Genomic DNA, 11668 nt, shown 5'->3' with positions numbered 1-11668 from the left:
GAATCGGGCACCCCTGAAACGACAAGATCCCGCCCGATCATCAAGATCAGACGGGATCCCGTCAACTTCAGTCCAGCCGTTTCAAGAACGGCTCCCGTTGGAGGTGTAGAGAATCACGTGGCGGGGGTCGCTGTAGGTGCCGACTAGGCCGGATATCTCGCTGAGGATCCCGGTCTCTTCGAGGGTCTCGCGGATGGCGGCCTGCGGGATGGACTCACCCAGATCGATGGCTCCGCCGGGGACGGCCCAGTTGCCGTTGTCGCTGCGGCGGATCATCAGGATCTCGCCGGCGGTGTTGGTGACGATGACGTTCACGGACGGGACCAGGCTGTTCGGCGCTGGAGCGTCGGGGTCGTCGTAGTAGTCGATCCGCTTGGCCATGGCTTAGGACCTTACCGAGTGTGCACGATTGCCTTCCTCGAAAACACGGTTTCGCGGTGGAGGCTGGATTTGCATTGCCGCTCAAGGGCGGCGTGATTCTCGCCCTCTCATCGAGTCGATCGACGGCCAGGCACACATCCGCACCGTCTTCTCTAAGTGACAGTCTTCTCACCATCTGCTGTCATACGGCGGACATGCTCGATAGTGTCGGCGTCTCAGAGTGTCGAAGATCCAGGGAGACCTCGATGCACACGGCGCAGGGCCCTGCATGGAGCACCCGCGGGCTCGACGTCGCCGCGGGCAAGTATCCGCTGTCGATCGAGCGGCACGTGATGCGGATGGCCGACCTGCTGGTGCCGGGTGTGACGACGGTGACGCCGCATGCCCGCTACTACAGCCTGCACGCCCTGGTCGCGATCGAAGCCGAACGCCGTGACCTGTCTCTTCAGGCGGCGCAGGACCTATTGCGTCGTTGCGAGGTGGCTATGGCGGCGGTGTCGTACGCACACGATCACCGCATGACCGGGCTGCCGCGGGCCCACGGCCTCGATGCCCTCGCGGGCCGGCTGCAGGGCGGCGAGGTCGTCATGGCCGAGGCGGCCCAGCCGGTGAAGGGGGGCTACGTACGTAACATGTGGGGTTTCTGGAGTCCGTACGCGGCATCGGAAGTCTCCCTCGGCATCCTCGCGCCCGCGAGCATGCCGACCCCCGGCCCGGCCTGCACGGCCGAGCAAGTAGCCGAAGGGCTCGACGGCATCCTGGAACTGGCGGCGCGTCCGAGCCTGGCCGTGGACGAACTGCGCAGCCACCCGCACCTGTGCGTATGCGCCGGTGGCGGAGCTGCCGACGGGACGTGGCTGGCCAGATTGCTATGCCTACCCGGCGAGCAGCCCGCCGAAGCCGCCGGGCTCAGCAGACGGAACACGATCCGGCTGCTCGCGCGGGTGATGCGGACTCACGAGATCGGCGACGTCACCAACGACATCAGACCGTTGATCGCCTACGGTGACTTCCTGACGAGCGACCCCGTCACCGCCCCTTTGGAGACGGCTCCGGTCTGGCGAGGGGTGATGTTACGCAACTACGCGGTCAGCGCCTGGCGGCGCCTCTGGTCGTGGCTCGTGTCCCAGGTCGACGGCCTGATGCCCGCCGACGACCTGGCCGAGCGGTTCGCCGACAGCATGCCGGACGGAACCCTGGCCGCGTTCATGGACGGGCTGCCCGCCACCGTCACCCAGACCGGTGCCCCCGCCCCGGCCGAGGAGCGACTGCGGGCGAGCGGCTTGGCCGACCCGGTGAGCGAGCTGGCGGTCCTCATCGTCAACGCCCGGCGGGTGCAGGAACTGTCCGGCCGGGTACGCGACGCCTTCCTCGGGCAACGCGGCGTCGAGCTCGGCCCCGAGTGGATGGCATGGCGGCTGGCCGAGTCGCGGTCCGGCTCCTCGCGTGACTTCGCCCGGCGGCTCACCCACGACCTGTTGACCCGCGCCAGACGCGTGGCGCTGTCAAAGGCCCGCCGGCGGCCGGATGGCACTTTGTGGCTGCCCACCCGTCTCCATGAACGCGACGGGTTGCTCTTCCGGACCAGCCAGGAAGGGCGCGGTGACGTAGGCCTGAGGCTGGCGCAGCTCACCTCCGTACTGGCCGGCGCCGGAGTGCTCGAACTGTCCGGCGGAACCTGGCGCGTGACCGACGCCGGGCAGGTGCTGCTTGACTGAGCCGCCGGTGGACCTGGAACTCGCCTCTCCGCTGACGCTCCTGATGGAGGAGGAACGGTACGGAGACCGGCAAGCCGAGGAGGCCCTGTTCCTCAGCTTCACCACCGACCTCGGCTTCTTCGAGACGGTCGCTCTGGGTGTCACCCAAATGAGCGGGGCACGGGTAAGCCTGGTCGGCGACGCCACGATGAGCACGATCGACCCGAGGGCCGTACGCCGTGCCGGACGCGCCTACCTGCCCGGCCAGGCCGTGTGCGGCGGAGCCTTCCACCCCAAGCTGATGGCGCTGGTGGGCCCCCAGCGGGCCACTGTCGCCATCGGCTCCGGGAACGCCACGCTCGCCGGCTGGCAGGCCAACGTGGAGTTGTGGACCGTGCTGCGGGCAGACCAGAACCACGTCCCTGACGTGTTCGGCGAGCTCGCCCCGTGGTTGTCCGGGCTGCCGGACCGGGTCCGGTTCTCCAGAGGCGTGCCGGAGGCGCTGCGCCGGACCGCCACCGGCCTCGCGGCGCTGCGCGAGCGGGCCGAGGTTGTCCATCCCCATCTCCGGCTGGTGTCGTCCAGCGAACAGCCCATCATGGAACAACTCCCCGCAGGACCGGTCGACGAGCTCGCAGTGTGCGCGCCGTTCCATGATCCCGGTGCCGTGACCCTGCGCCGTTTGGTCGAGCGAATGCGGCCGCGGCGGCTGATCGTCAGCATCCAGCCCGGCTTCACCGAGGTCGACGGCCAAGCGCTCGCCGATCTCGTCACCGAACTCGACGCCGACGTCCGTCTCGATGATGAACCCCGCTACCGGCACGGCAAGCTCATCGAATGGGTCGCCGAGGGCCGCCGGTACGCGCTCACCGGCAGTCCCAACCTGTCAGCCGCTGCGCTGTCCACGTCGCTGGAGAACGGCGGCAACTGCGAACTCGGCCTCATCGCGCCGATCCATGCCTCCCGCATTCCCAAAGGCGCGCCCCTGCCCACCGGCGATCTACGTCCCCTGAAGTTCTCGATCCGCCCGCGCACAGAGCGGAAGGGCCCGCTCCTGCTCGGCGCCACCCGGGTCGAGCAGGGCCTGCACGTCATGTTCGCGCGCACGCTCCGCACCAGCGGATACCTGGAGCTGTCCGCCGCCGCGGCCCCGCCCGAGACGTGGGAACGCGTCGGCGAGGTGCCCGCCGACGTCGCCGAGGTCCTGCTGACCCAGCCCGCCGACGGCGGCAGCCGACTTCGCCTCATCACCGTCCTGGACGGCCAGGCACGTCTCAGCAACGTCGTCTTCGTCGTCGACCCTCTCCGCGCGCAGAACCGGTACGGGCTCAGCGGTAGCCCCGCGCCGACGACAACTCCTGACCAGCTGTTCGCCAACGAGCAACTGGCCAGTAAGTTCCTCGCTGACCTCAGCACACTCGCCACCACGCTGACCCGGCCTCCCGCTTCGGCCGCCGCGCTCCCGGCTGCGGCGTCGGCCGAGACCGAGCGTGCCGAGGTCGTATCCGATCGATCCGGCGGCGGGTGGGCCACCTACCTCGACGAATGCGCTGGACGTCTCGGAACGCCGCTGCTGCGCTTCGCTCTCGGACTGCCTGCTCTCCCGGCCGAGCAAGAAACGGCCTACGAGGAGTTGCTGCCGGTGTCCTGGGACGAGCAGTTCGCGGACGACGCAGCCGCCGGACTCGACAACGACGACCCCGAGACCGTGGCCGACCCGCCGGCCGTCGTCACGCCACCTCCCGACCTGCGCAGCGCTGGCGCTGCGGTACGCCATCGCTACCAGCGGTGGGCCGATCGCCTGGTCCAGGCCGCGCCGAAACTGGAGCTGCCGGAGCGGATGCTCGTCACCAGGCTCCTGCTCTGGACTGCCGCGGCGGGCGCCTGGGACCGCGACGACCATGCCTGGCTCGGCCTCCTGGCGGACTCCGTACGCGAACTGGGTGCCGGCACGCCACCCGCCGAGGTGGAACCACAGGTGGGCAGCCTGGCAGCGGTCGGCCTCGCAGTGCTCCGCGCCCACGCGCCCCGCCACGTCAGCACCGCCAACACGGTTGCCTTCACCCGATCCGCCGCTGTCGTGGATCACCTCCTTCCCGCCGCCGAGCCCGAGTACGTCGAGCAGTATTGCGAACTGCTGCGGGAGGCGTTCGGCGCGGCGTTGAGCCCGGAGGCGGTGCTGAACCTCGCCGCCGAGATCGTCCAGGCCGACCCTCACGACGACGCTGTGCGCACGCTGGCGGAGCAGGGGCGCGACGTGCACCGGCATGGAGAACGCCTGCTGCACGTCACCGGGACCTTCGGCAACGCACGGCTCGTCGCCCTCCAAGCTGTGGCAGCCGCCCAGGCATCCGGCCTCGTCGGCGCCTGGGCCACCTCATCCGGCGGTAGCTGGGCACTCGTCGTCTGGCGTCGGCCGGATCTCTTCACCGTCGAGGCCGGGCCACGCATTCTATGGCGTCACTACCGGCTCACCGGTCTCCGTGATCCACGCAGCCTAGCCGCCCAGCGCAGCTTCGACGGCGCCCCGACGGTGCCGCACGGCCCGCTCCTGAGGCCTTTTCCCGAGGCACTCGCCGTGCTGGCGGACCTGGGCCTGCCTCCCGATCCCCGCCCCCCTCTCGATTGCCCTCATCGGTCGGGCTGAGCGCCCTGCGGCAATGACGTGGGGCCTGCCCCAATGGGAGACCGGGAACATCGGCGAGGCGTACCAGCGCTTCAGCGACAAGTGGAACGGCCCCGACGACTCATACCTCCTGGGTCTGCTACACCTCGATCATCGCCTCGGTGGCCGGTGACGCGGGCTGGGGGTGGGCCGACCGGTTCCTGGCCGGGCGCTGGTCGACCCGCCACGATGGGTGTCGCGGGCGCGCCTGCTCCACGCCTGCTGCGGAGTCGTCCGGGGTGCTGCCGAGAGTGCACCTGCCGAATATTCCATCCACGCAGGTCAAGCCGCTTGTGAGTATTCGTGGAGAACGCCGCCGAGCCGGTCTCGTCGGCGTACATTCAGGTCGATGATTCGCTCGGGATTTGGGATTGGATCGGGGCGGCGCGCAGCGGTGCTGCTTGGTTCAGGGCTTGATGGGCCCGGTGCTGGTTGTAGAAGAGTTCGTACTCGCGCAGGGCATGCCGAAGGTGGCGTTCGTTCCAGATCAGGCAGCGGTCGAGAAGCTCGTGCCGGCACGACTACACCCACCGCTCCATGATCGAGTTCATCCGCGCCATCCGAACACCAGTGAGCACCGTCGTGATGCCGCCTTCGGCGAGGACCTCGTTCATGAGGGCCGGGAACTTCCCATCCCGATCTCGGATCAGGAAGCGAGCCTGGCAGCCCGTGTCGTTCAGATCCATCACCAGATTCTTGATCGCTTTGATGACCCAGTTGGCGCTCGGGTGAGCGGTGGTGCCGAGCACGCGGATCCGTCTGGTGGTGTGCTCGATGACGGCCAGGATGTACTGGCGCTGCCCGTTCAAGGTGATGGTTTCGATGAAATCACAGGCTGGCAGGGCGTCGGCTTGCGAGCGCAGGAAGTCGGCCCACGTGGGGGCCGCCCGCTCGGGCGCCGGATCAAGTCCTGCCTGCTTGAGGATCTCCCACACTGTGGACGGCGCGACCTTGATACCGAGGGTGGTGAGCTCACCGTGGACCCGCCGATGGCGCCAGCCGGGGTTCTCCCGAACCAGGCGCAGGATGAGGGCACGGATGGACTGGACGGTGGGTGGGCGGCCAGGCCGCTTCGGCCGACGGGTGCGGGCATGACGCCGTTTCGTCAGATCGCGATGCCGGCGCAAGACGGTGTCCGGTTGGATGCGCAGCCGCACCCGACGCAGGACCTCGCGGGGGAGCGAGGTCAGGAGAGCGGTAAGGACGGCTCGGTCCTCGGGAGCGAATCTGAGTTTGGTGTCGGCGCCGGGTTGGCGGTCGAGGACGGTGATCTGGTGGCGTAGGGCGAGGATCTCGATGTCCTTGTCTCGATCGCTCATGGGTAGCAGCTGCAGCGCGGCGAACGTGTTCGTGACGGTGAGATAGGCCAGACGAAGGAGCACGGCCGATCATCATGCCGTATGCGTTCGCCCTGTCCAGGTGGTTGGAGCTCGTGCCGCGACGCGAAGCCTCCAGATGGCCATGACCTGGACGGATGTGATTATCGCAGGTGCAGAGTTGCTTGAGGATCTCGATCCAACGGAGATAGCCGCTCTGGTCATTTTTAGTCGGAGGCACAGTTACGAGGGGTATGGTCTCCGATCTTTGGGGGCCTGCTTACGGCCGGTCATCATGCCGCACCCGCCTTCCTCTCCTGCTCGCCGGAACTCGTGCATGCCACACGTAGCACCAGCAGGGGGTATGACCTGGGCGGACGTAATTTTCGGCATGCGCAATCCTGCTCGGTCCAGCCACGCTGGACCATCGTCCTTACACCGACGTCGCGGGCAAGGGCGTGGACTTCTACATCAAGCCCGCGAGCGTCGGCATGGTGTCCACGGCCGACCTGCCCAGCGCCACTGTGCGCCGTATGGCAGGCCGCCCAGCGCCGTTCGCCCTGACCGCCTACGCCGGCATCTCGGGCGACCCGGCCTGGAAGAAGATCCCGCCTGGGACGTGATCAGCACCAAGGACAAGGCCGTCCCGCCGACCGATCGCGCTGGATGGCCAAGCGCGCCAAGGCTCTGACGCTCAGATCGAGAAGGTCGGATCCGCTCGGCTCAGATACACCTTGAAGGCCTCGCGAATCTTCGAGCGTAGGCCATCGACCTGGGTGTTTCCGGGAAGAACGTCGTGCTCCCAGTCTCTCTTCTTGTGACTGAGATATCTCTTTATAGTCGTTGACGAGCCGTTAGAGACGAAGGTCGGTCGGCCCCTCTCCCCTAGATCCGCTCCTAGCCCTTGAAAGCTACGAGCAAGATCAAGCTTCAGTGAGGAGGTATAAAACTTGCATTCGATCGCTAGCACGCACCCCTTCGTTTTGGGTGCGACACCGGCAGAGCGACTCAGTTCCGCCTCGTCAGCGGTGAGAACCAGAACATCGCACTCGTGGAGCACTCCAGAGGTGCCCTGGACCTGAACCCCCACGTGTGCCTCCAGCGGTCGGGCGGTTCCGAACTGGATTACTGCATGCGTGTATGGATGAGCTCTGGAATAGATGCGCCCCGGGGTGGTGCGGAAGACGAGCCGGGAGGTCTTGTTTCCGTGGACGTCTTCGTAGTGAACCAGGCCTCCTCTCGCGAGCGCTTCAGTAACGACCAAGGCGAAGATGTACCCCTCGTAGACGTCATTCGGATCTGATGAGGACCGGTAGGACGTTGTCACACCGTGCAGATACGACTGGAGCTCCCGCAGCAGATCGTCAGTAGATGTCATTACTCCCGAACCTTGGCTTCAATGGCCGTCAATAGCACGAGCAGTGTGTCTTCGGAGACCATGCTGTCAGAGGACTGCGGAAGGATTGTGATCTCGGTTGAGGCTCGGCTCGTACCTTCATCGCGAAGGAACTGGATGCCTTCCACCCGTGGTGCGTCTCCCTGATGGAGAGAGAGGAGCTTGACCTGCTCCTGTTGGACGCGTGGAAGGTCAATGAGCAGACGGCGTAGGGCGGCTATCAGCAGTTGTACTCGTTCAGCGGTGGTGTACGGGCGCGTTGTAATGTGGATCCTCGCGCCGTCAGGCTCGCGGTGGGACGGGATCGACACTCGTTCGTAGACGACTTCATCGTGGATGAAGATCGCCTCTTCGTCACCGTACCTGCCGCGAGGCCGCGCCCGCTGCGCCTTCAGGCGAACCTCCTCGGAGTTGCCCTCAGCGACGGCGTCGTCAACCTGCTGGAGAACCCAACTGAGTCCTGCTTCCGCCAGCAACGTGCGGAGTTGCTGTTCGAGTTCGTCTGGAGTCACTCGTGATCCCGTTCTGTCCAACATGGCGATCTTGAGATGGAGGGCACCAACCATTGCCGAAGTGTTGAGGGCCCGTGGATGCGGATTGGGGCTTGATCCAGTATGACGGGCATTTGAGGTGGTGAACTCGTCCCGAGAGGGTGCTCATGCTCCGAGAGCGAAGGGGAGGAGAGGCCGCGTCCTCGTCGCTCGTCTACACCGAGCTTCGATGCGGCAGAAGATCAGATAGAAGAGACGGAGCGTCACGAGCCTCGAGCATGCCTGCCCCAGGCCACTGCTTCGGCTAGGTAGCCGAGACAAACCCGCAGCTTACGACCGTGAACAGAGTATTGACACCCTTCAGGCCGTCTGCTGCCCCTGTCCATGCTGTCGACGCCGTCAACGATTACTGACCTTAAAAGTGTGGTGTCGCAGATAGCTGACGGGTGATGATCGCCGAGGTACGCCATCGTCATGCGATACGCGCAGGGTGGCGGGCTGACCGCCGAGCGGCGAGCTTTCCGCGAAGGGTTGCGGATTCAGGCGGCCGGGCGATTCGTAGCCGGGGAGGACAACGCGGTCATCGCCCGTGATCTGCGGGTGAGTGTCCGCTCGGTGCAGCGGTGGCATAAGGCCTGGTCACAGGGCGGTGAACGGGCGCTGATGTCCAAGGGACCGGCCTCGCTGCCGCTGCTGAGCGATGAGCTGTTCACGGTGTTGGAGACCGAACTGGACAAGGGGCCGGTAGCGCACGGCTGGCCGGACCAGACCTGGACCCTGCAGCGGATCAAAACGTTGATCGGCCGCCGGTTCCACAAGAGCTACACCATCCAGGGGGTTGCCGCTCTGCTCAAGCGGCACGGTTGGTCGTGTCAGATGCCGGCCCGCCGGTCGGTCGAGCGCAACGAGGCCGCGGTGGCCGGATGGGTGAGAAAGATCTGGCCGCAGGTGGAACAACCGCGGCGGCGCTCGGGGCCTGGATCGTCTTCGAAGACGAGGCCGGTTTCTCGATGACGCCGCCGGTCACCCGGACCTGGGCCCGGCGTGGGGCTACCCCTGTCGTGCGAGTACGCGGCCGCTCCCGGCGCCGACTATCGGTGGCCGCCCTGGCCTGCTATAAACCCGGGCAGCCGTCCCGCCTCATCTACCGGCCGTGTCCCGACGCCCGCCCCGACGGGCGCAAGAGCTTCGCCTGGACCGACTACCGCGACCTGATCCAGGCTGCCCATCACCAGCTCGGCAGCCCGATCGTACTGGTCTGGGACAACCTCAACACCCACCTGACCGCCGGGATGCGCCGCTACATCGCCGAGCGAGACTGGCTCACCGTCTACCAGCTTCCTACCTACGCCCCCGACCTCAACCCGGTGGAAGGCATCTGGTCGGTGCTACGACGCACCACCCTGGCCAATCGCGCCTTCACCGACCCGCACGACCTGATCACCGCCGTCCGCCAAGGCCTACGCCGACTCCAGTACCGCCACGACGTTCTCGACGGCTGCCTGGCCGGCACCGGACTCGTCCCCCACCCGCCCTGACGACTTCACGCTTTCAACCTCGATAGCAAGCCTGCAGTCCGATAACGATGGCTTACTGGCTGCGGCGATTCCAAGCTGTCGTGCGCCTATCGGGCCGATGTGATGCATGCCTTAATCTCATCGATAAGCCCCTTCTCGTCTGCATGCGAATATATCGTCGTAGCAAAATTGCAGGGCGAAACCTGTCTAACTTCGTTTAGGATGTCACTAAATCGCTTGTCTCTTGTGATGAACAGGTTGGCGTCATATAGGTAGCTGGATAGCTGGCCATCCATGGGATTGCCCTGTCCGACTTTCATTGCATGCTGTGCAAAGTCCACTGCCCAGCGCAGCCAGTTTCGCCTCATTCTTGCTGCCTCTACCTCATGCAACAGCATTTCGCCGAACGCGCGGTGATTGTTTTGCAATGCACTGATGTCTACGTATATTCCTATCCAGTCGAAATAGGTGTGCGGCGGATTATCGAACAAGACTGACATTAGAATCATGTGAGCTTGCGTGCGCCAAATCTCTATCGGCTCACCCTGGCGCCATCCCTGGGAAATCATGAGCCTCTCGTGTTTGGGGTCAGGCGTAAAGGTTGGAAGTTGGCTAATTGCTTTCGCGATCTCGTTGGGATATCTCAGGTAACCGTCGCTTCGCCAGGCTTTCTGTTGCTCTTTCTGTGCACGGACCATCCACTCTTTCTCGTTCTGATAGTTCGACCTTGCTTCGGCAATTAAGTAGTCCTCATCAGATCGAGCTTCTTGCCATTTGATGTATCCCCACAGATTTTGGAGCCTTGCTTGCCTAGCTAAATCCTTGGATGTGCGGAGCCACTCTGGATGGAGTCGGGTGATCTCTGCGACTACCTCGTCGGCTTCTGATTTGGCCTCGGTGGGAAGCCGGACCCATCGCGACCGGCAAACTAGTTTGATCTTCTTGAGGCGGCTGGCTTTATGTGGCGTTTTGAGGAGTTCCAGCAGCGTGGCTGGAGCGATCACAACATCGACGCCACTCGACTTGATGTAGCGATAGAAGACTTCTTCTAGGTTCCAGTCGGCTAGCCGACTCCATACGTTCGTATCCAGGAGTAGTCGCACCCCTCAAGGATGCACAGTGCCGAGCAGGACAGCAACCCTGTGCGAGGCGGGCGCTGCCGCTTGCAAAACCCGGATTCCAAGAGCGTGTTACGCCGAACCGTAACGGGTTCCTGGCGCTGCAGTAGGCTTGGCGGGCTTGGCGTCTTCGTTGTACCTTCACGCAGTGACGCAACAACAACGAGGCAACACCAACAAGCGCCGAGAAATCCCGGCATCCGTCCAAGCTGCGCTTTGGACGCTGAGTAACGGCCAATGCTATGCACCTGGGTGCTCCTTTCCCGTCCTATACGAGGTGCGGCCAGGAGTCTTCAAGAAGAACGCCCAAATCGCCCATATCTATGGAGTCAAGCCCCGGGCCAACCGATATCGGGAGTGTAGGAGCGACGCTGAACGGCGGGAGCGGGATGCGTTCAAGAATCTGATTCTCGTATGTCTCGCTCACCATGCGGAGATCGACGACCTCGAGTATGGCGAGGAACTGTATCCACCCGACGTACTACTGAAGTGGAAGAGCGACCATGAGGGCGAGCATGCGCCAGCCCTTGCCAGGCTTGTTCCTATGAGTGAGGAACGGCTGGGTGAGCTCCTCTGCGAGTATTTCCAAGCTCCAATCAACCGACTTGAGAAGATCGCTGATCAGCTTGAGCGGACAGGCACGCTTACTGCCGACTCTCTTGAGGATCTGCGCCAGGTCACCCCGCATCATCGCCATGTTGCAAGAGACTCCAGGAGGAACAGACGCACGAACAGCTAGATCTTTGGCATTTGCGGCCGAGGTGTTCTCCTCGCAAGATCTCAGAAAGTCGGCTACAGCGCTTGGCTATGCGGCAGAGAGGTTGCCTCGTGTCCTCAGCGATCTGGACAGGAAAATCAAGAAACTCGGCGACATGAGGTGAGACACGAACTGATTCCAGGTCGAGATCTAGCGCCCTATGCATCCCACTTGGGGATGGGGTCAAGGCAACGAGTAGGGATCCTTCGAGGCTGGCCGGCGTCTATCCCTGAGTGTCTATGACTCATTCGTGCCAAATACGTGCGCAGGAATGCGTTGGCGGAGGCCGCGCACCACTCTCTACCTGGGAAGGGGCGTCCGTCGCCTTCT

General features: G+C 64.5%; 10 protein-coding genes and 1 pseudogene. 5 read left to right on the top strand and 6 right to left on the bottom strand.

All coding sequences use genetic code 11. The annotated features are described in order from the left end of the window. Nucleotides 1–93 precede the first annotated feature (93 nt). A pseudogene (locus AB0J97_RS48810) lies at nt 94–381 on the bottom strand (NUDIX domain-containing protein); the annotation flags it as partial. Nucleotides 382–626: 245 nt separating this feature from the next. Here AB0J97_RS48810 and AB0J97_RS48805 point away from each other — a divergent pair. Continuing rightward, a complete protein-coding gene (locus AB0J97_RS48805) occupies nt 627–2099 on the top strand; it encodes a hypothetical protein (RefSeq protein WP_364103455.1) in 1473 nt (490 codons plus the stop codon). 7 nt (nt 2100–2106) lie between these two features. Continuing rightward, nucleotides 2107–4725 carry a hypothetical protein gene (locus AB0J97_RS48800; protein ID WP_364103452.1) on the top strand — a complete coding sequence of 873 codons (2619 nt, stop codon included), beginning with the start codon at nt 2107–2109 and terminating at the stop codon, nt 4723–4725. A 539-nt stretch (nt 4726–5264) separates the two neighbouring features. Here AB0J97_RS48800 and AB0J97_RS48795 read toward each other — a convergent pair. After that, on the bottom strand, nt 5265–6125 hold the full coding sequence (locus AB0J97_RS48795) for a hypothetical protein (RefSeq protein WP_364103449.1): 861 nt from the start codon (nt 6123–6125) through the stop codon (nt 5265–5267). Nucleotides 6126–6517: 392 nt separating this feature from the next. Between AB0J97_RS48795 and AB0J97_RS48790 the strand changes: the two genes are divergently transcribed. After that, nucleotides 6518–6682 (top strand): hypothetical protein, encoded by a 165-nt coding sequence (locus tag AB0J97_RS48790; RefSeq protein WP_364103446.1) that lies wholly within the window; start codon nt 6518–6520, stop codon nt 6680–6682. A 71-nt stretch (nt 6683–6753) separates the two neighbouring features. On the opposite strand, the gene AB0J97_RS48785 is transcribed toward AB0J97_RS48790, so the two are convergent. Both AB0J97_RS48785 and AB0J97_RS48780 read right to left on the bottom strand, forming a co-directional pair. Continuing rightward, nucleotides 6754–7437, bottom strand: a complete 684-nt coding sequence (locus tag AB0J97_RS48785) for a hypothetical protein (protein WP_364103443.1) — start codon at nt 7435–7437, stop codon at nt 6754–6756. Beyond that, nucleotides 7437–8021, bottom strand: coding sequence for a hypothetical protein (locus AB0J97_RS48780; protein ID WP_364103440.1), 585 nt, complete (start codon nt 8019–8021; stop codon nt 7437–7439). Before AB0J97_RS48780 ends, AB0J97_RS48785 begins: the two co-directional genes overlap by 1 nt. A gap of 399 nt (nt 8022–8420) precedes the next feature. On the opposite strand from AB0J97_RS48780, the gene AB0J97_RS48775 reads away from it, so the two are divergent. Next, nucleotides 8421–8960 (top strand): winged helix-turn-helix domain-containing protein, encoded by a 540-nt coding sequence (locus AB0J97_RS48775; protein WP_364103437.1) that lies wholly within the window; start codon nt 8421–8423, stop codon nt 8958–8960. After that, a complete protein-coding gene (locus AB0J97_RS48770; protein ID WP_364103435.1) occupies nt 8870–9484 on the top strand; it encodes a transposase in 615 nt (204 codons plus the stop codon). The genes AB0J97_RS48775 and AB0J97_RS48770 overlap by 91 nt, the downstream gene beginning before the upstream one ends. A gap of 86 nt (nt 9485–9570) precedes the next feature. Here AB0J97_RS48770 and AB0J97_RS48765 read toward each other — a convergent pair whose 3' ends face one another. Beyond that, complete coding sequence (locus AB0J97_RS48765) at nt 9571–10566, bottom strand: hypothetical protein (RefSeq protein WP_364103432.1); 996 nt, start codon at nt 10564–10566, stop codon at nt 9571–9573. A gap of 496 nt (nt 10567–11062) precedes the next feature. Further along, on the bottom strand, nt 11063–11278 hold the full coding sequence (locus AB0J97_RS48760; protein WP_364103430.1) for a hypothetical protein: 216 nt from the start codon (nt 11276–11278) through the stop codon (nt 11063–11065). Nucleotides 11279–11668 lie beyond the last annotated feature (390 nt).

Source organism: Nonomuraea sp. NPDC049607 (assembly GCF_040675375.1).
GTDB lineage: Bacteria > Actinomycetota > Actinomycetes > Streptosporangiales > Streptosporangiaceae > Nonomuraea.
Note: the sequence above shows the minus strand (reverse complement) of the source record. Positions and strands in the feature narration are given on the sequence as shown.

What these genes read in the sequence shown, in the direction of transcription:
- AB0J97_RS48805 (WP_364103455.1), top strand. Translation starts at nt 627, where the DNA reads ATGCACACGGCGCAGGGCCCTGCATGGAGCACCCGCGGGCTCGACGTC.
- AB0J97_RS48785 (WP_364103443.1), bottom strand. Translation starts at nt 7,437, where the DNA reads ATGACATCTACTGACGATCTGCTGCGGGAGCTCCAGTCGTATCTGCAC.
- AB0J97_RS48780 (WP_364103440.1), bottom strand. Translation starts at nt 8,021, where the DNA reads ATGGTTGGTGCCCTCCATCTCAAGATCGCCATGTTGGACAGAACGGGA.
- AB0J97_RS48775 (WP_364103437.1), top strand. Translation starts at nt 8,421, where the DNA reads ATGCGATACGCGCAGGGTGGCGGGCTGACCGCCGAGCGGCGAGCTTTC.
- AB0J97_RS48770 (WP_364103435.1), top strand. Translation starts at nt 8,870, where the DNA reads ATGGGTGAGAAAGATCTGGCCGCAGGTGGAACAACCGCGGCGGCGCTC.
- AB0J97_RS48760 (WP_364103430.1), bottom strand. Translation starts at nt 11,278, where the DNA reads ATGGCGATGATGCGGGGTGACCTGGCGCAGATCCTCAAGAGAGTCGGC.